Origin of the sequence: Nonomuraea maritima, from assembly GCF_900100395.1 — a bacterium.
GTDB classification, from domain to species: domain Bacteria; phylum Actinomycetota; class Actinomycetes; order Streptosporangiales; family Streptosporangiaceae; genus Nonomuraea; species Nonomuraea maritima.
On sequence record NZ_FNFB01000001.1, the window covers coordinates 285,900 to 304,374 of the forward strand.

Below are 18,475 nucleotides of genomic sequence, written 5' to 3' on the forward strand. Positions count from 1 at the left end.
GTACAGGTCCAGCAGCCACACGAGCAGCCAGAGGGCGACGGCGAGCAGATTCCTGACTGTTCGGTCAGCAGTCACGCGCCACCACGACGTCCTCCGTTCGCTCCTCTTCTGAGGCCACGCGGCGGCTTACCCGTTCACCGACGTGCCGACGGCGCTGCCCGCCAGCCACTGCTTCCACGTCTTCACCCACGGGGTCGGGCCGTTGCCGAACTTCAGCTTCCTGGACGTCCCGGTGACCTGGATGATGTCGCCCCGCTGGGTGAAGTTGTAGAACCAGCGGGCGTTGCCCATGCTGGCGTTCACGCAGCCGTGGCTGACGTTGGAGTGGCCCTGCGAGCCGGTCGACCACGGCGCGGCGTGGAAGAACATGCCGCTGTAGGTCATGCGGACGTTCCACTTCGTGTTGGTGCGGTACAGGCCTGGCCGTCCGATCGTGGCCGAGTCCATGAGGACGGAGGGCGACTTCTCCTGCGCGATCATGGTGCCCGACCAGCTGTCGTCGCCCGGCTTGCCGAGGCTCACCGGGATGGTACGGACGACCTTGCCGTTCTTCCTGACGACGGCCTTGTGCGTCCTGCCGCTGATCTTGGTGATGTGCTCGTCGCCGACGGTGAAGCTGGCCTTGCGGTTCTGGTCGCCCCACAGCCCGTTGCCCGCCCGTACGCCCGCCAGGTGCGCGATGACGGTGACCTTCTGCCCCACCGGCCAGTACTCGCGCGGCCTGAACTGCACCTCCCGGTCGCTCACCCAGCTCCACGCGCCCTCGACCGGCTCCGACATCCGCACCTCCAGCGACCGCTCGACGGCGGCGCGGTCCTGCGCCGAGGCGACCGGCTTGGACAGCAGCAGCTGGACCGGCATCCCGACGCCGACCTTCTCCCCGTTCAGCGGCGCCATGCCGGTCTCCAGGACCCGCTTCGGCTTGAGGGTGGTGAAGGTGGCGCTGCCCGTGACCTCCTTGCCGTCCGTGCCGGTGGCGGACGCGTTCACCGTGTACGTGGTCGACGGCCGCAGCGACCACCGGGGCCGCCACATGCCGTCGGCGTCCACGGCGCCCTCCACGGCGCGGCCCTTGGCGTCGGCCACGGTGACCTTCGTGACCTTCCCTGCGGTGGCCTTGACGGCGACCTCGGTGTCGGGGGCCACCTTCTTCGTGCCGTTCACCGGCGTGATGGCCAGCTTGGCCACCGGGGGCGCGTCCTTGGCCGGCGCCCTGGGAGGAACTTGTTCACCGCTGGGGGAACTGCACCCCGTGGTCACGAGAAGCGCCGCCGCGAGCAGGCTCGCGGTTACGGCGACGGTCCGGCCGCTCCACATTGTCTGGCCTCCAACACCCGATATGCGAACAATAAATCGCTTTATGCCCCTAAAGGTTGATCAGGCGGATTACTTCCCGGCGAAGTGGGACGGTAATGCCGAAAACGGGCGTGATCTGGGCATAGCGTTCGCCAACAGGCCGCGTGTCGCCCCGACGCCGCATCGGCCGCCACCGCGTCGCCGCGGCGCGAACGGATGAGCTTGATCGGCGCTCGGCCGCCCACAATCATTGGCCGGTGGACTACTACGTGATCTCCGCGAGGGAGGGCGACCGCGCGCCCACGGGCCTTCTCGTGGAGGAATTCGTCCTCTGTGAGGACTACACGGCGGCGGGCATCGACGGCGCCGAGTGGAGAGCGGAGAACAGGGCCTGGTCCTCCTCCGCCGAGGCGAGCCGCGCCATCCGCGCCGACCGGGCGCTGCGCGGCCGCGTCACCCCCGTGAGCCGGCAGGAGGCGTGCAAGGCCTTCCGGCTGCTCGGCGGCGGCGAGCTGCCGGAAGAGGCCGGGCTGCGCACCCTGTTCCAGGAACGCCGGTCGCTGCCCACCTCCTCCCCGCTCAACATGAGCGGCAGCTCGGCGCGCCGCTACCGGATCCTGTTCGCCGGCGACCTCGGAGCCGACGGCCTGGCCAGGGCGCGCGAGGCGCTGCGCCTGGAGCCGACCGGCGACCCGCGCGTGGTCGGCGCCGCCTCCACCGACGCCGGCGGCCACGGCTTCACGTGGGAGCTGCGCCGGATCGGCGCGGGCATCGCCTGGTGCGTGGACGTGACCGCCCGGCTCGGATCCGGCCCGGTTACCGCGCTCGGCGCGCTGCTGCACCACCACCGCCAGGCCGTCCGCGACCAGGGCCTGATCCCCGTCACGATCGAACGCTTCGCCTGAACCCCGTCCTCCCGCCGGGCGGACCCCGTCGTCGCCCGGCCCTTTTCCATCCCTCGACGTAACCTTTCCCGGCCGGCGCCGACATTCCGCGAACCATGTACGGAAATCGGTTGTCGAACGCATCGGGGAAAGGGTTCCGGCCCACCGGCGCCGGCAGTCAGGACAAGGCACCGGGGCGGTACGCGAGGGGGATCTCATGGACAGCCACACGAGCGCGCGGCGACGGCGGAAGCACCTCATCGGCATCGTGGCCCTGGCGACATGCCTGGTGGCGACGTACAGTTCAGCGCTTCTCACCCGGCCGGCCGCGAGCGCGTCCACCGAGCTTCCCGAGGACGACCCGCCGATCGGCCCCGAGTCAGGTCCCGAAGGCGCGGCGAGCACCCCCACCGCGGCGCCGGACGCGTCCGCGGAGACCAAGGCCGGCCCGCCGGAGCTCGGGGAGCGGGTCGACTGCCGGCACGTCAAGTGTGTGGCGCTCACCTTCGACGACGGCCCTGGCCCGTACACGTCGGCGCTGCTGCGCGAGCTGGCCGCCCACCGGGCGCTCGGCACGTTCTTCGTGGTGGGACGCAACGTCGCCGAGCACCCGGACATCCTGCGCGAAACCTATCTGGAGGGGCACGAGATCGGCAGCCACACCTGGTCGCACGCCGACCTGACGAGGCTGTCGGCCGCCGGAATCCGGAAGGAGCTGTCCCGCACCGACCACGCGATCAAGGCGGCCATCGGGATCACGCCGCAGCTGGTGCGGCCGCCGTACGGCGCGTTCAACAAGTTCGTGCTGCGGCAGATGCGGCGGCCGCTCGTGATGTGGGACGTCGACACCCTCGACTGGCAGCTGCGCGACCGCGCCAAGGTGACCCGCAAGGCCCTGAAGCTGGTACGGCCCGGCAGCATCATCCTGTTCCACGACATCCACCTGTCAACTGTCCGGGCGATGCCGCATGTGCTGGACACCTTGTCGAAGCGCGGCTACCACTTCGTCACCGTGAGCCAGCTGTTCGACGGCAAGACCCCGGACGTCGCCTACGCCCGCGACCCTCGCCTCTGAAACGTCCGCCGTACAGGCCGACGGTTGCGGTGAACCGGCGCGGGACGGCGCGCTGCGCCAGAGCGAGCTGGCGCAGCGGCTCCGGCTGGAGAAGAGCACCACCAGCCGGCTGGTCACACAGCTCATCAACCGCGGCCGGGTCGAGCGCACCCCGGCGCCCGGCGACGGGCGCGGGCGGTCATCTCCCGCGACCCGGCAGACGCTCAACAGGACAGACTCGTCCGCGCACAGATGCAGCCCTACGATCGCCACTGCATGGCCGGTCGCCGTACGTGGTTGGGGGCGACCCTGACAGCCGAGGCCGCGAGCTCCGCGGCGGCCCCGCCTCCATCCACGCCTGCTCGCTCGCCACCACCGACATTTGCTACACCCGGCCGGCGCCAGGAGCACCTGCACCACCGCTGACCTGATCACGGCTGTACACCCGAACCCACGGTCAGCGCGCCGAACGCGCCCGATCCACTTTCTGTCCGCTCTTCCGCAGAGCCCGCATACCTGTATACCCTTCGGGGGTACGGTTCCCGTTCGATGCTGACGGATACCCTACCGCCGTACGGTTCTGAGATCGAGAGCTCGACGCCTTCCCGAGTCCCACGACGAAAAGGACACCCCTCTCGTGACGATCGCGAACACCGACGCCGGCCGACGCGCCGCGCTGAAACAGTGGCTGGGCCTGGGTGTGCTGGTCCTGCCCGTGCTGCTGCTGTTCATGATGCTGACAGTCCTGTTTCTCGCCATTCCACACCTGGCCGCCGAGCTGCGGCCGAGCGGCACCCAGACGTTGTGGATCATCGACATCTACGGCTTCCTGATGGCCGGCCTGCTGGTCACCATGGGCACCCTCGCCGACCGGCTCGGCCACCGACGGCTGCTCGTCATCGGCGCGGCCGTCTTCGCTGTCGCCTCCTTATTCGCCGCCGGCACCTCCGACCCCGGCTGGCTGATCGTCTGGCGGGCCGTCCTGGGAGTCGCCGCGGCCACGCAGATGCCTGCCACGCTAGGGATGATCTTCGCGACCTTCACCGACCATCGTCGGCGAGGGGTCGCCGTCGGGGTGTGGTCGGGCGCCATCTCGGTCGGCACCGCGATCGGCCCCGTGGTCGGCGGCGCGCTGCTGGAGGCGTTCTCCTGGCGAGCGGCCTTCCTGGTCGCAGTGCCCGTCATGGCGATCGTGGTGATCGGTGCGCCGCTGCTGCTGCCCGCCCACCGCAACCCCGGCGCAGGCCGCGTCGACCTGCTGAGCGTGCTGCTGTCGCTGGCGACGCTGCTGCCGATCGTCTACGGCCTCAAAGAAGTCGGCAAGGGAGGCCACCCGGCCGTCGCGGTAGCCGCGTTCGTGGTCGGGTTCGCGTTCGGCGCCTGGTTCGTCAGGCGCCAGCTGCGCCTGCCCGAGCCGTTGCTGGACGTCCGGCTGTTCGCCAACCGCGTGGTCGGCGGCGCCCTGGGCGTGTTCCTGCTCTCGGCGACCGCGCTCGGCGGCGTGTACCTGCTCGTCACCCAGTACCTGCAGCTGGTGCAGGGGCTGTCGCCGTTGCAGGCGGGCCTGTGGGTGCTACCGGCCGCGGCGCTGCTCGTCGTCGTCTCGACGGGCTCACCCCTCCTGGCCCGGCGTTTCCGGCCGGGACGTCTCATCGCCGCCGGGCTCGTCATCCAGGTGGTCGGTTACCTGATGCTCACCCAGGTCGGCGCCACCGGCGGGCTGCCGCTGCTGGTCGCGGGCTTCATCGTCCTGTATCCGGCGGTCGCCCCCTCGATGGCGCTGACCACCAGCCTCGTCGTCGGCTCCGTCCCACCGCAGAAGGCCGGCGCCGCGTCCGGGCTCGCCACCACCTGCAGCGACCTCGGCATCTCGCTCGGCATCGCGATCCTCGGCAGCGTCGCCGCCGCCGTCTACCGCGTCCGGATCAGCACCGAACTGCCCGCGGGCCTGCCGCCCGAGGCCGCCGCGGCCGGCCGCGACACTCTTGACGCCGCGATCGCCACCACGCAGACCCTGCCCGGCGAACTGGCCGCGGCCGTGCTCACCCCCGCCCGGGAGGCCTTCACCAGCGGCCTGACCACAGCCGCCGCCATCGCCGCGGTCATCGCCGCCGCCGCGGCGGTACTGGCCCTCCGCCGCCTGGCCTCCGTCCCACCCACCAACCCCTGACCCGCCCCTGGCCTCACCGCAAACTACCCGCACCACAAGAAGGGTCACCGTGATCAATATCCGTCGCGCCACCCCCGATGACGCCGCCACCGTGCACACCCTCATCCACCGTCTGGCAGAGCACCAGAGCCAGAGCTGGGGCGTCACGGTGAGCGTCGAGGATCTGAAGCGGCTGCTCGCCCTCCCGGAGGTGGGCTACCTGATCGCCGAACGGGACGGCCAGGCCATCGGCTACGTCTCCTGGCTGCAGCGCATCAGCTTCTGGTCCGGTCAGGACTACCTCCATCTGGACGACCTGTACGTGACCGCCGCCGAACGCGGCAACGGCGTGGGCGAGCAACTGATGCACGCCATCGCCGAAACCGCCGACGGCAAGGTCATCCGCTGGGAGGTGGCCGAAGCCAACACCGGCGCGCAACGCTTCTACCACCGCATCGGCGCAACCCTCACATCGAAGAAGATCTGCCGCTGGCAGCCGCAGCAGCCCGCCGACGAACCCCTCCACAACTGATCCACCCGAACCAAGCACCCCGGTCCTGCCTCGACCGAAGTCGCGCCATCACGGCTGAGCACCCGGTTGTCCCCGGCTCCGCGCCGGGGACAACGCGCCTGTGAGGGTGGGGACGAGGATCAGGCCGGCTACGAGCAAGTCGGACGGGACGGAGAACGCACCGGCCACGAACACTCGCAGCAACATGGCGACGCCCACACCCAGGACGAGCAACGTCACCGTCCGGCGTAAGCCGCCCTTCTTCTCTTCTCCATGCCTTCAGCCTGCTGGATGCCGGGACCCACCGATCCCAGCTCGCCGGCACGCCCGGTGAGCGAGCACTCCGTGAGGCGGACTCATCACGGGACGATCGTCCGGCCTTGGTCGGCGCCTTCGATCACCGTGACGTAGGCCTCGGCCACGTCGGCGACCGGGGTGCCGGTCGAGCCGTCCATCCCCAGGTGTTCCAGGGTCTCGCGGATCCAGCCTGGACTGATCACGTTGATGCGGAGTCCGCGTGGAAGCTCGGCGGCGGCGTTGCGGACGAAGCCCTCCAGCCCGGCGTTGACCAGAGCTCCCAACGAGCCGCCGGCCAGCGGAGCCGCGAAGGTGCCGCCGGTGAGCACGACGGAGCCTCCGTCACGGAGGTGACGCAGCGCTCGCCGGGCCAGGGCGACCTGCCCCAGCAGCTTGGCCTGCAGCCCCGCGGCGAACTCGCGGACTCCAAGGACACCAGTGGGCCGCCGGCCGCACAGCAGATCACGGCATCGGGAGCATTCCACCGATGCCGCCGCGCGCCAGCCATAAGAGGACGAGGCACCACCGATGCCGACGCGCGCCGGGCGTACCTCGACGAGGCACCGTGCCGTGAGGCGGGACCCGCCCCTGTAGCAGCAGGGGCGGGCACGTGGTCAGGTGAGCAGGGTCGCCACGGCTGTGGCCGTGTGGTGATGGGTGGTCAGGAGGGCGGTCACCTCCTGGACGCCGGGTGGGGCGGCGGTGCGGGGACGCCACTCCCCCGCGCATCCGAGCAGCTCGGCCACCGCGTCGCAGGCCGCCGGATGGCCGGCGAGGAGATCGGTCGCCGGTCCCGCCATCGGCTGCGCGGCGGCGGAGGTGGGGACGGGCTTGGCGGACGACCATGGGGGCGTCCAGGCGTCCACGGCGGTCAGCGAGCCGGGGAACGTGCGTCCTGCCTCCTTGACGAGGGCCGGCATGAGCTCACCCGCGCCGTCGCGCAGCGCGACGATCAGCTTGGGCAGCCACGGCAGCAGCACCGGGTCGGGCAGCCGCCCGAACGCCTTCGAGATCACCTCCACCACGAACCCCGACAGCGCAGGCACCGGCTCCATCGCATGCACGAACCCGATGAGGTAGTGCGGGAAGGCCGGCACCACCAGCGGGTTGGCGAGCAGCTCGTCGCAGCGCGCCCGCAGCTCGGCCAGGGACAGCAACCCCAGCTGGTGGCGGGCCGCCCACATCAGCGCCACCTTCGCCGGCGACTCCGGATGCGACTGCCGCACCGCGAGCTCCAGCTGGGCCCGTTCGCAGCCGAGGGCCAGTGCGAGGCTCTCCATCGTGCACAGGAACCCGAGCATGGCCGCCACCTGCCGCACGCCGGTGTCGTCGTCGACGAACGCGGTCGGCAGCAGCGTGCAGTAGTGGGCGTACCCGGTCGTCACGAACGCCCCGCACCACGCCGGCAGCTCGGGCTCGACCGTCCGGTAGTAGGCGAGCAGCCCCCGGATGCGGCGCAGCACCTCAGGCGCGTCGTCGACGGTGCGCTCGGCCGCGAGCAGCTCCACCGCCCGCGCCCCCAGCTCGTCGGCGACGCGGCGGCTGCCGAGGAACAGCAGGGCGTCCTCGACCGCCGCCAGGGCGACGGCCGCGGTGGCGTCGGGGGCGCGCACGGCTCGCCGCAGCCGCTGTTCCAGCACCTGCTCGACGGTGACGCCCTCGTAGCCGAGCTCGATGATGGCGCGCTGGTACTTGCCGATCGCGAGGTCCCAGCTCTCCTGGATCGAGCGTTCGCCCAGCCTGCGCTCGCCCATGATGGGCCGCGCGGCGTCGGCCGGCAGCAGGTAGCGCAGCTTCCACAGCAGGTCGGAGCAGGGCGCCAGCTCGGGGTGGGCGTGCAGGTCGATGAGCGCCCGCTGGATCGTCCGCCGCTCGAGGTCGAGCCCTAGCGGGGCGAGCCGGTCGAGGACGTCTCTGGCCAGCGGCGGCATCGCGTCGTAGCCGACCTCTCCGACGCGGTCGCCGCCGAGCAGGATCTCGCACAGGTGCCGTACGTCGCGACGCCCGGGAACGGTGTCCTTCTCGATGCAGGTGACGGCCGCGTCCTGGAAGTCGTACGGGGTGGGCCTGGCCCGGTTGCGCAGGCCGGCCAGCAGGATCGAGGTCTCGTAGACCGCGATCGCGTCGGCCGTGCTCGCGAGGTAGCCGTTGCGGCGGGCCAGCCGGACGATGTCGACGCACCAGCCGAGCAGCTCTGCCTCGTCGAGCGCGTCGAGCGCGGGCGGCCGGGACAGGAACCCGCTGAGCCGGTCGGCCACCTCGCCCGCCGGCGCGGGCACCGGCAGCTTGGCCGGGCGTTGGGGCGCTCCCTTCTGCCCGGCCAGCCGGAACGGCTTCAGCCCGCCGCGGGTGAGCGCCTTGCTCCAGGTCGCCGCCGCGATCGACACCGAGCCGGGGGCCAGCCCGAACTGCGCCTCGATGGCCGAGTGGCTGGACGGGATCAGCCCGTACAGCCAGGTCGTGCCCGTGCGCGGGCTGATCTCGTAGGGGGCCGTGGAGCGCACGCCGAACTGCTCGACGCGGCTCGCGGCGTGGAAGGCGCCGCAGACGTAGAGGCAGTCGGCGGGATCGGCGCCGGTGGCGGCCTGGTGCTCACGCATCCTGGTCCACATGTAGCGTTCGCGTTCCTCGTCGACGGCCGTCCGGTCGTCGTCCTCGGGGCGAAGCCGGCGGAACAGGCTGCCGATCATCACCATGACCTGGCGGTAGGTGTCGTAGTCTGCCCCGGCGAGGGGCTGTTCGACGTACTGGTCCCACCACTCCGACCAGTGGCGCACCTTGCCGTGGCGCAGGAGGTGCTCCTCCAGTTCGGCGAAGCGGGGCCGCAGGTCGCCGAGCTCGACGCCGACCGCGTCGCCGTGCAGGCCGGCCTCCTCGCCCTTCGCCGCGGGCCGCTGCTCGGGCGCCCACTGGTAGACGTGGTCGGTCGAGCGGTCGACCAGCACCAGCTCGACGCCAGGGGTGTCGAGCGCGTACGCGATGGCCTGGTATTCCGCCGACGCCTCGGTGATGGGCGCCACCACGCTGAGCGGCGCCCAGTCCTTCGGGAAGCCGTCGAGGTCGGTGGCGAACGCCTGCACGGCCACCGGCAGCCGGCAGTTGCGCAGCTCGGTGAGCAGCGGCTGCAGGTCTTCGCACAACTCCAGGTAGATGACCTTCGGCTGCTTCTCGCGCAGCCTGCGCACCATCGCCAGCGCCGAGGCGGGCGAGTGGTGGCAGACCGGGAAGATCTCCAGCTCCTCGCGCAGCGCCCGGTCGACGTCGTCGACCATCTCCGACAGGATGCCGGAGACCCCGGCCGGGCTGTTCGCGAACGTCTCCGCCGCGTCGAGGAGCTGCCCGCGCAGCGCGCCGAACGGACTCGTCTCGTCGCTCATCAGATACCTCCGAGGAAACCCCCGCCTTCAGGCGGGAGAGGAATCGGACCCCTGCGGAGCAGGACAGGGGCAGGCGATTCGCCGCCAGGCGAGCCACCGTTTCGAACAAACACACGATTGTTGAGCTGATCGCGTCCTAGGATGTGCGGCATGGCGCAGCTGGTGAAGCGGGCCTACAAGTACCGTTTCCACCCGACCCCCGAGCAGGCCGAAGAGCTTGCCCGGACGTTCGGATGCGTCCGCCTCGTCTACAACAAGGCTCTGGAAGAGCGCACCCGCGCCTACACTCTGGAAGGGCGACGCGTCTCCTACGTGGAGTCCTCTGCGCGTCTGACGGAGTGGAAGCGCAGCGGAGAGTACGACTTCCTGTCCGAGGTGTCGTCGGTCCCTCTTCAGCAGGCGCTGCGGCATCTTCAGGCGGGGTTCGCGAACTTCTTCGCCAAGCGCGCCAAATATCCGACGTTCAAGAGCAGAAAGAAGTCGCGCCTGTCGGCGGAGTACACCCGGTCGGCGTTCCGCTGGCGGGACGGCCGGTTGACGCTGGCGAAGATGGACGCGCCGCTCACGATCGTGTGGTCGCGTCCTCTTCCTGAGGGTGCGGAGCCGTCCACGGTCACCGTGTCGAAGGACGCGGCGGGTCGCTGGTTCGTGTCCCTGCTGGTCGAGGAGAAGATCAGTCCCCTGCCGCCCGTCGCGGCGAACGTGGGGATCGACGCCGGGATCACGGCGCTGGCCACACTCTCCACTGGAGAGAAGATCCTCAACCCGAAGCACGAGCGTCGTGCTCGGCGAAGGCTCGCCAAGGCGCAGCGTGCTCTCGCCCGTAAGGAGAAGGGGTCGAACAACCGGGCCAAGGCCCGGCGCAAGGTGGCCCGCGTCTACGCCCGGATCGCCGACCGCAGAAGAGATCACCTGCACAAGGTCACGACACGGCTTGTTCACGAGAACCAAGTGATCGCCGTGGAAGACCTGACCGTCCGCACCTTGGTCAAGAACCACAGCCTGGCGCGCGCCATCTCCGACGCCTCCTGGCGGGAGTTGCGGACCATGCTGGAGTACAAGGCTTCCTGGTACGGGCGGACCGTCGTCGCAGTTGACCGCTGGTTCCCGTCGTCGAAGCTGTGCTCGGCGTGCGGTGCTCTGCAAAACAGGATGCCCTTGAGCATCCGCGACTGGACATGCGCCTGCGGCACCGTCCATGACCGGGACGTGAACGCGGCCAAGAACATCCTCGCCGCCGGGCCGGCGGAGAGCTGAAACGCCTGTGGAGCTGATGTAAGACCTCAACGAGAGTCCTCTCGGGCGGGCAACCGGCTGTGAAGCAGGAAACCTCACGGGCGACCGTGGGAATCCCCCTCGTTCACGAGGGGGAGGATGTCAAGACAGCGTCGAGATCGCCTCGCGGCCACCCTCGAGGAAGTCGGGCCACAGGCCCCCGTCCCTCTTGCTGCGGGGCTCGACCACGCCGTGCCAGTACTTGTTGAGGATCGCGAGGTCTTCGGGGCTGCGCCGGGCGAGCGACCCGACCAGCGAGCCGGCCAGGGTCTGGGCCCGCAGCACGCGGTCGCCGAAGAAGTGGCTGTGCAGGATGGCGTCCTCCAGGACGCCGATCTGCTCGGCGGTGGACAGCGCCGACTCGAGCTTGTCGTCGTCGCTGGTGGCCGAGGCCGCCGCCGACCGCAGGTCGGCGAAGCTCTGCAGCAGGATGTCGAGCAGCGAGGGCGGCAGGTCGAGTTCGATGCGGTGGCGTCGCAACAGCTCCTCGGTACGGAACCGGACGATCTCGGCCTCGCTCTTCTTGCTGGTCACGACCGGGATGCGGACGAAGTTGAAGCGCCGCTTCAGCGCGGACGACAGGTCGTTGACGCCCCGGTCGCGGCTGTTGGCGGTGGCGATGATGGAGAAGCCCGGCTGGGCGAAGACGATGTTGTCGTCGTCGAGTTCGGGGATGGAGACGTACTTCTCCGACAGGATCGAGATGAGCGCGTCCTGGACGTCGCTGGTCGACCGGGTGAGCTCCTCGAAGCGGCCGATCACGCCGCGCTCCATCGCCGTCATGATCGGCGAGGGGATCATCGACTCACGGGACTGGCCCTTGGCGATGACCATGGAGACGTTCCAGGAGTACTTGATGTGGTCTTCTGTGGTGCCTGCGGTGCCCTGCACGACGAGCGTGGAGTTACGGCAGATGGCCGCGGCCAGCAGTTCGGCCAGCCAGCTCTTGCCGGTGCCTGGGTCGCCGATCAGCAGCAGGCCGCGGTCGGAGGCGAGGGTCACGATGCTGCGCTCGACGAAGCTGCGGTCGCCGAACCACTTCTGCGGGATCTCGCGCTCCAGCCCGTCGGAACGTTCGGAGCCGAGGATGAACAGCCGCACCATGCGGGGGCTGAGCCGCCACGAGAACGGCTTCGGGCCGTCGTCGATCGACTCGAGCCAGTCGAGCTCGTCGGCGAACTTGACCTCTGCGGGGGCGCGGAGCATGTCGTCACTCATAGGGGGGTCTTTCTCCTGGTCGTGTCAGGTGAGGAAGTTCTTGAGCTCGAAGACGAGCTTGCGGATGTGGCCCGAGATCACCGGGGTGCCGAGGGCCTTGAGTCTCTGGCGGAACCACGGGTCGACGGACTGGACGCCCGAGCTGCTCACCGAGCCGACGGGGATGAGCTTCACCCCCGAACGGTGCACCGACTCGAAGTCGCTCATCAGCTGCCGGTTGTCGTAGAAGTCGGAGATCCACACCACCGCGGTGTTGCGCGGGTCGGCGATCTTCGGCCTGGTCAGGCTCATCGCCACCGTGCCGTCGGTGCCGCCGCCGAGCGTGGTGCGCAGCAGCACCTCGAACGGGTCGTGCACCCACGGGGTCAGGTCGATCGCCCGGGTGTCGTACGCGATGAGGTGCACGTCGACCTTGGGCAGGCCGGTGAAGATCGACGCCAGGATGGTGCAGTTGACCATCGCGTCGACCATCGAGCCCGACTGGTCGACCACCACGATCAGGCGCGCCGGCGTGGTGCGGCGGGCGGTTCGCTTGTAGAAGAGCCGGTCGACGTAGAGCCGCTGGTCGTCAGGGCTCCAGTTGGTGAGGTTCTTCCAGATCGTACGGTCGAGGTCGAGGTTGCGGAACACCCGCTTCGGCGGCACCGAACGGTCGATGACACCGGCGCCGGCCTTCTCGACGTGGGTGCGGAGCACCTGGGCGACCTCGTCGACGAACCTGCGGATGAGCGCCTTGGCGTTGGCCAGCGCGACGCCCGACAGGTTGGACTTGTCGCGCAGGAGCTGCTCGATCAGCGACATGCTGGGCGTGAGCTGCCGGGCCAGCCCGGGGTCGGCGAGCACCTCGCGCAGGCGCATGCGCTTGACCAGGTCGGCCTCCAGGTCGGCGAGCACCTTGGCCAGCTCCTCGTCGCCGAGCCTGAACCCGTGACCACCGGGCCCGACGCCACGACCGGCCCCACCAGGACCACCGCCCGGCCCGGAACCAGCCGAGCCGGCACCACCGCCCTGCCCGAAGCCGGCCCCGCCAGCACCACCCACCTGCCCGTGGCCCTCGCCGGGGACGTCGCCCGGCTCGTCGTCCGCGTCGCCTGGGGCGCCGCCCATGGCGCGTTGGAACCAGGCCGCGTCCTTCTTCCAGGTCTCCAGCCGGCCGGCGGTGACGCTGCCCGAGCCGGTCGTGAACACGTTGAGCAGCAGCTTGGAAACGAGCGCGGCACGCCGCACCTCTCCACCGTCAGCCGCTCCGTCACCGTCACTGTCGCTGTCGCCGTGCCCGGTCATGAGGCCCTCGAACTCGGGCCCCAGCTCGGGGAAGCGCTGCACCAGGGTGTCGATCGACACGCCTGGGTCGAGCAGCGCGAGCGGCAGGCCGAGGTCGCCGACGATGCCGACGCCCGCGTTCTCGAGCGCGGGCTGCTCGTCGGCGCCGAACAGCCGGGACAGCAACCGCCAGTAGAGCACCTGGCGCCTGCTCTGGTCGGCGACCGGCAGTCCGTCGGCCGCCTGGATGCCCGTCGCGGGGTGGTCGTGCGGCAGTCCGTCGGCCGCCGGCGTGCCCGTCGTGGGGTGGTCGTGCGTCGTCTCGTTCCGCTGGTCGTCGGTCATCGGCGCAGCAGCCGTCCTGCTCGTTCCCGCAGCACGGCGACCACGTCGCCGGCCTTGGCCTCCGCCTTGACCACCTTGGGGTCGGTGGGGCCCAGCGCCCAGTCGCCGGTGTGCGCGGTGACCGGCTTCTTCTTCACCGTCGCCTGCACGCCGAGCGGCTGCACGCGCCACTGCCCGGCGTCCCAGCGCAGCAACCCGACGCACGCCGTGGACGCGGCCACCAGCTCGGGCGTGAGCGGGCCGCAGGACGGCAGCCGGTCGAGGTCGAACCGGACGGTGCTGCCGCCCAGGGCGAGCGTGTCGCCCTCGACGGTGTAGCCCTCGATGAGGACGGGCTCGGCGATGCGTACGGAATGGCGGTCGAGCGGCGTCACCGGGGGCGCCGTCGCGTCGGCGAGCCGCACCCGCGCTACCGCGAACGGGTCGGCCTCGTCCGCCGCGCTCGCCCGGTCGTCGTGCCAGACCAGGTCGCCGCCTGGGAGCAGCGGCATGCCGGAGATCTCGACGGCGAGGTGGCCGGCGAGCGCGCCGAGCAGGACGGGGTGCCCGGCCAGCATCCGCCACACGGTCGGGCCCACGATGGTGTCGACCTTGGCGGCGGCCACGCTGGTGCGGACCAGCCTGGACGGCCCTCCGCCCGTCGGTTCGAGGACGGCGTGAACCTGGAGGCGTACGGCGGTGGCGTGCTCGTGCACGTCGGCGCCCAGGATGAGCAGCCGCCCCGACACGAGCTCGCCCTCGCCCGGCGCGGCCTGCCACGGGCCCTGCTGCGCGAGCAGCAGGGCGCGCGTCCAGAGGTCGGCCCACCGGCGGGCCGGCACCCGGCCCATCGTCGCGACCGGGCTCGACGCGCGCAGCTCCGTGGCGAGGCCGTCGAGCAGCACCGCGAGGCCACGCAGCTCGGGCACGGTCAGCAGCGCCTCGATCACGCGGTCGGCCGAGGAGACGAGGTCGTGGTCGACGCCCCGCCACCCCACGATGGCGATCTCCCGCAGCCACCCCCGGCACCCGGCCAGCAGATTCGCCGCCTGCCCACGCACCGCCCCATCGCCCGCCGCGCCGCCTCCCGGCGCACCCGCCGCCGCGCCGCCCCCGGCGCGGTTCGTGGCCGGGCCGCTCGCGGTCTCCGTCGCATCGGACGGGGTGGCGTCGGAAGCCGGCGCGTCCCATGGGGCGCGGGCGCGGGCGAGTGCGGTGTCGAAGCGGGTGAGGAGGGCGTCGTGGACGGCGCCGAGCAGGGCGGCGCGGGCACCGGCCAGGACGGCCAGGTGTTCGTCGGTCACCGACCCCGCGGTCACCTTCGCCACGGCCTCGCCCACCCGCTCCCCGAGAGGAGTGGCCGCGAGCGCGGCCGCCAGGGCGGACAACGCGGCGGCCGGCTCCTCGGCGACCCGGGCGAACCCGTACACGAGCGCGTCGTCGAAGCCCGTCACCAGGTCGAGCGCCTCGCCGGCCCCCGCAGGCACTTCGGCGAGTAACTCGTCCAGCTGCACGTCAAGCATCGGCGCTCCCTTTCGCGGCACGACCGTTCCGCTGCGTCGTCGTCATCGCGCCGCCGCTCTCGTCGCCGGGAACCAGTGGAGCTCAGGCAGCGGATCGGTGCTGCCGGGCACCTCGAGGTAGGCCAGGTGGCGCAGGAACCGGCTGAACACGACGGCCGCCGGGGTCTGCTCGACATGACCGTTGAGGTGCGCCATCAGGTCGCCGCCCTCCGGCACCTCGACCCTCAGGTAGCGGGCCACCCGGTCGAGGCCGTACTGCACGACCGCCTCGTCGGCCAGCAGGCGGATGTGCTTGCACGCCGCGCCGTACAGGCCGCCGCACGGCCGGTTGTTGTTGGTGCTGCAGCTCAGCTCGTGCGTGCCCGCGCCGATCGAGGAGACGTAGACCCGCTCGATGTCGGACCCGCTCGACACGACTCCCTGCAACCGGCCGTCCGCAAGCTCGACGAAGGGCACCTTCGCCAGCTTGCGCGGCCGTACGGAGGGCACCAGCCGCACGACACTGCGCTGCTCCCACGCGGTTTCTTCCGCGTCCACGACCTCAGAACCTCCCGCCCCAGCCGGCTCATGAGCGCAGGCGGGAATGCCCGCGCCTTCGGCGTACGGCTGATCGATGATCCGGGAAACTATCCGAGGCCACCGACAGAATCGGGGGCCGGACGATCAAGCTCGTCCGGCCCCCGCAATGTCATTCGGACGCCACCGCCCATACCGGGTGCTCGCCCGGGGCCAGCTCCACGAAGTCGGGCAGGTCGCGCAGCGCCTCCTCGGCCCCGCCCGGCGTGTACGTGGCGATGATCCGCAGCGGACGCCACCCGGTGTTGAACGTCGAGTGCAGCGTCCCCATCGGGATCCAGACGGCGTCGCCGGCCCTGACCGTGAACTCGGGCCCGTCGCCGACCGTCTGGCGTCCCTCTCCCTCGATGATGTAGAGGACCTCGTCGGAGTGCAGGTGCTCGTGGCGGTCGTGCCCCTTGCCCGGGTTGATGACCACCTCGCCGAGCGAGGACGACGCCCCCTCGACGCCCGAGGGCGTCACGTGCCATTTGATCGAGCCCCAGTCGAACACCATCGTGGGCAGGGAGTCGGGTGTGCGGTGCATGACGCTCTCCTTCTCGGGGGTCACAGGCTCTTGAAAGCGCGGAGCTGGCCGGCGATGGCGCGCTCGGTGGGCAGCCGTTCCATCGAGGAGGCCCCGAAGAACCCGGCGATCCCGGTGGTGCGCTCCTGGATGTAGCGGACGTCGTCCGGCTCGGCGATGGGCCCGCCGTGGCACAGGACGATGACGTCGGGGTTCACGGCCACGGCCGCGTCGCGCATCTCCTGGACGCGGACGGCCGACTCGTCGAGGGTGAGCGCGGTCTTCGCGCCGATGCTGCCCTTGGTCGTCAGCCCCATGTGCGGGACGAGGATGTCGGCCCCGGCCCGCGCCATGGCGGTGGCCTGCTCGGGGGTGAACACGTAGGGGGCGGTGAGCAGGCCGCGCTCGGCGGCCAGCCGGATCATCTCGACCTCAAGGTCGTACCCCATGCCGGTCTCCTCCAGGTTCGCCCGGAAGACGCCGTCGATGAGGCCGACGGTGGGGAAGTTCTGGACGCCGGTGAACCCCATCCGGGCCAGCTCGTCGAGGAACTGCGGCATGAGCCGGAACGGGTCGGTGCCGCAGACCCCGGCCAGCACGGGGGTGTCCCTGACGACGGGCAGCACCTCGCCGGCCATCTCGACGACGATGGCGTTCGCGTCGCCGTACGGCATCAGGCCCGCCAGCGAGCCGCGTCCTGCCATCCTGAAGCGGCCGGAGTTGTAGATGATGATCAGGTCGACACCGCCGGCCTCGGCCGCCTTGGCGGACAGCCCGGTGCCGGCGCCCGCCCCGATGACGAGCCGGCCGGCCTGCTGCTCGGCACGGAGCCTGGCGATTGCCTCGTCGCGGTTCACACGCTTCCTCTCTGTGTCGGTACGGGTGCCACCGCACCCCGGATGAGTTCGTTCAGCAGGTCGGCCGCGGCAACGGCGAACCCCGGGTCGTTGATGTCCTGCTCGTACACCGTCACCTGGACGTCGCTGCCGGCGACGGCGCTCAGCACGGCCTCGAAGCAGGCGGCGTCGGCGTCGGGGTCGTGGAAGGGCCCGCCTTCGACGTCCACGGCGGAGACCCCGCCGCGCGGGACGAGCAGCGCGACCGGCCCGGTGGCTGCGGCGAGCTTCGTGCCGATCGTCCGGCCGATCTCGGCGCACTCGGCCGGGGTCGTGCGCATGAGGGTGACGGTCGGGTTGTGGACGAGGAGCCGCCGGTCGCGGAACCGCCCGGGGACGGTGTCCAGCGGGCCGAAGTTCACCATGTCGACCGCGCCGAGGCTGACGACCTGCGGCACGCCGGCCGCCCCGGCCGCGGTCAGCCGGTCGGGACCGGCCGTCAGGACGCCGCCGACCAGCTCGTCGGCGATCTCGGTGGTGGTCAGGTCGAGCACCCCGGCGAAGTGCCCGGCGGCGGCGAGCGCCTCCATGGCCCGCCCGCCCGAGCCGGTGGCGTGGAAGACGAGCACCTCGTACCCGAGCTCTTCGAGCCGGGCGCGGGCGGCGTCGACGGCGGGCGTGGTGACGCCGAACATGGTGGCGGCGACCAGCGGTCTGTCGCCTGAGGGCGGTCCTGCGGCCCGGCGTTGTTCGTGGGCGGCGGACATGGCGGCGACGGCGGCGGCCGCGTTGCCGAGGATCTGACGGGAGATCGAGTTGAGTCCTGCGATGTCGACGACGCTGTACATGAGCGTGACGTCGCTCTGCCCGACGTACGCGGAGACGTCGCCGGCCGCCATGGTGGAGACGAGCACCTTGGGCAGCCCGACGGGCAGGACCCGCATGGCGGCGGCAGCGACGGACGAGCCGCCGCTGCCGCCGAGTGCGAGCATCCCGCTGACCTGGCCGCGGGCGTGCAGGTCACGGGTCACCGCGGCGGCGCCGTCCGCCATCGCGCGCAGGGCGGCGCCGCGGTCTCCCGAGCGCCGCAGCTGTTCCAGGTCGGCGCCGCCCGCCGCGGCGACCGCCTCAGGGCCGACGTCGGCGGCGAGCGTGCCGCCTCCCATGACGCCCACGTCGACCAGGACGACGTCCTGTCCGGCCGCCGCGACGAGGTCGCGGACGTAGGCGTATTCGCCGCCCTTGGTGTCGAAGGTCCCGAGCAACAACACGGCCATGCCTGACACTCCTTCGCGCCCCGGTTCGCCGACACGCGAGCCCGCCCGCGGGCGGACCGCACAGTGTGGCTTGCCCCGCGGTGCGGGCGATCAAGCGTGCCGGCGGCCCG

At 71.2% G+C, this 18,475-nt stretch carries 15 protein-coding genes and 1 pseudogene; 6 read left to right on the plus strand and 10 right to left on the minus strand.

The window, feature by feature from the left end; genetic code table 11:
* Positions 1-126 precede the first annotated feature (126 nt).
* Complete coding sequence (locus tag BLR04_RS01445; RefSeq protein ID WP_245739953.1) at positions 127-1,188, minus strand: L,D-transpeptidase; 1,062 nt, start codon at positions 1,186-1,188, stop codon at positions 127-129.
* A 365-nt stretch (positions 1,189-1,553) separates the two neighbouring features.
* On the opposite strand from BLR04_RS01445, the gene BLR04_RS01450 reads away from it, so the two are divergent.
* From BLR04_RS01450 to BLR04_RS01470, 5 genes are all read left to right on the plus strand, one after another.
* Entirely contained in the window at positions 1,554-2,201 is a 648-nt protein-coding gene (locus BLR04_RS01450; protein WP_090758707.1) for a hypothetical protein, read from the plus strand.
* Positions 2,202-2,397: 196 nt separating this feature from the next.
* Positions 2,398-3,255, plus strand: coding sequence for a polysaccharide deacetylase family protein (locus tag BLR04_RS01455; protein WP_090758708.1), 858 nt, complete (start codon positions 2,398-2,400; stop codon positions 3,253-3,255).
* A 52-nt stretch (positions 3,256-3,307) separates the two neighbouring features.
* On the plus strand, positions 3,308-3,547 hold the full coding sequence (locus BLR04_RS42695) for a MarR family winged helix-turn-helix transcriptional regulator (protein WP_090759491.1): 240 nt from the start codon (positions 3,308-3,310) through the stop codon (positions 3,545-3,547).
* A gap of 324 nt (positions 3,548-3,871) precedes the next feature.
* A complete protein-coding gene (locus BLR04_RS01465) occupies positions 3,872-5,404 on the plus strand; it encodes an MFS transporter (RefSeq protein WP_090758710.1) in 1,533 nt (510 codons plus the stop codon).
* Positions 5,405-5,453: 49 nt separating this feature from the next.
* Positions 5,454-5,915, plus strand: a complete 462-nt coding sequence (locus tag BLR04_RS01470) for a GNAT family N-acetyltransferase (protein ID WP_176902884.1) — start codon at positions 5,454-5,456, stop codon at positions 5,913-5,915.
* Between the two features lie 338 nt (positions 5,916-6,253).
* Here the strand turns inward: BLR04_RS01470 and BLR04_RS01475 are convergent, their stop codons facing one another.
* Both BLR04_RS01475 and BLR04_RS01480 read right to left on the minus strand, forming a co-directional pair.
* Positions 6,254-6,676, minus strand: coding sequence for an SDR family oxidoreductase (locus BLR04_RS01475; protein WP_218128682.1), 423 nt, complete (start codon positions 6,674-6,676; stop codon positions 6,254-6,256).
* 129 nt (positions 6,677-6,805) lie between these two features.
* Positions 6,806-9,568: a DUF5682 family protein gene (locus BLR04_RS01480; protein WP_090758714.1), complete on the minus strand. Its 2,763-nt coding sequence runs from the start codon at positions 9,566-9,568 to the stop codon at positions 6,806-6,808.
* 150 nt (positions 9,569-9,718) lie between these two features.
* On the opposite strand from BLR04_RS01480, the pseudogene BLR04_RS01485 reads away from it, so the two are divergent.
* A pseudogene (locus BLR04_RS01485) lies at positions 9,719-10,923 on the plus strand (RNA-guided endonuclease InsQ/TnpB family protein); the annotation flags it as partial.
* Positions 10,924-10,945: 22 nt separating this feature from the next.
* Here the strand turns inward: BLR04_RS01485 and BLR04_RS01490 are convergent.
* The 7 genes from BLR04_RS01490 to BLR04_RS01520 form a co-directional block, all read right to left on the minus strand.
* Positions 10,946-12,061: an ATP-binding protein gene (locus tag BLR04_RS01490; RefSeq protein ID WP_090758718.1), complete on the minus strand. Its 1,116-nt coding sequence runs from the start codon at positions 12,059-12,061 to the stop codon at positions 10,946-10,948.
* A 24-nt stretch (positions 12,062-12,085) separates the two neighbouring features.
* Positions 12,086-13,669, minus strand: coding sequence for a VWA domain-containing protein (locus BLR04_RS01495; RefSeq protein ID WP_090758719.1), 1,584 nt, complete (start codon positions 13,667-13,669; stop codon positions 12,086-12,088).
* Complete coding sequence (locus tag BLR04_RS01500; protein WP_090758721.1) at positions 13,666-15,171, minus strand: hypothetical protein; 1,506 nt, start codon at positions 15,169-15,171, stop codon at positions 13,666-13,668. Before BLR04_RS01500 ends, BLR04_RS01495 begins: the two co-directional genes overlap by 4 nt.
* Before the next feature lie 42 nt (positions 15,172-15,213).
* Positions 15,214-15,708, minus strand: coding sequence for a hypothetical protein (locus BLR04_RS01505; RefSeq protein ID WP_090758723.1), 495 nt, complete (start codon positions 15,706-15,708; stop codon positions 15,214-15,216).
* A 151-nt stretch (positions 15,709-15,859) separates the two neighbouring features.
* Positions 15,860-16,273 (minus strand): cupin domain-containing protein, encoded by a 414-nt coding sequence (locus BLR04_RS01510; RefSeq protein ID WP_090758725.1) that lies wholly within the window; start codon positions 16,271-16,273, stop codon positions 15,860-15,862.
* Between the two features lie 20 nt (positions 16,274-16,293).
* On the minus strand, positions 16,294-17,109 hold the full coding sequence (locus BLR04_RS01515) for a phosphoenolpyruvate hydrolase family protein (protein ID WP_090758728.1): 816 nt from the start codon (positions 17,107-17,109) through the stop codon (positions 16,294-16,296).
* A complete protein-coding gene (locus tag BLR04_RS01520; protein WP_090758730.1) occupies positions 17,106-18,365 on the minus strand; it encodes a Tm-1-like ATP-binding domain-containing protein in 1,260 nt (419 codons plus the stop codon). The genes BLR04_RS01515 and BLR04_RS01520 overlap by 4 nt, the downstream gene beginning before the upstream one ends.
* Positions 18,366-18,475: the final 110 nt, after the last annotated feature.

Bases quoted from the DNA above. Each gene is read 5' to 3' on its own strand.
- BLR04_RS01520 (WP_090758730.1), bottom strand. From the start codon at position 18,365: ATGGCCGTGTTGTTGCTCGGGACCTTCGACACCAAGGGCGGCGAATAC.
- BLR04_RS01500 (WP_090758721.1), bottom strand. From the start codon at position 15,171: ATGCTTGACGTGCAGCTGGACGAGTTACTCGCCGAAGTGCCTGCGGGG.
- BLR04_RS01510 (WP_090758725.1), bottom strand. From the start codon at position 16,273: ATGCACCGCACACCCGACTCCCTGCCCACGATGGTGTTCGACTGGGGC.
- BLR04_RS01480 (WP_090758714.1), bottom strand. From the start codon at position 9,568: ATGAGCGACGAGACGAGTCCGTTCGGCGCGCTGCGCGGGCAGCTCCTC.
- BLR04_RS01455 (WP_090758708.1), top strand. From the start codon at position 2,398: ATGGACAGCCACACGAGCGCGCGGCGACGGCGGAAGCACCTCATCGGC.
- BLR04_RS01495 (WP_090758719.1), bottom strand. From the start codon at position 13,669: ATGACCGACGACCAGCGGAACGAGACGACGCACGACCACCCCACGACG.
- BLR04_RS01490 (WP_090758718.1), bottom strand. From the start codon at position 12,061: ATGAGTGACGACATGCTCCGCGCCCCCGCAGAGGTCAAGTTCGCCGAC.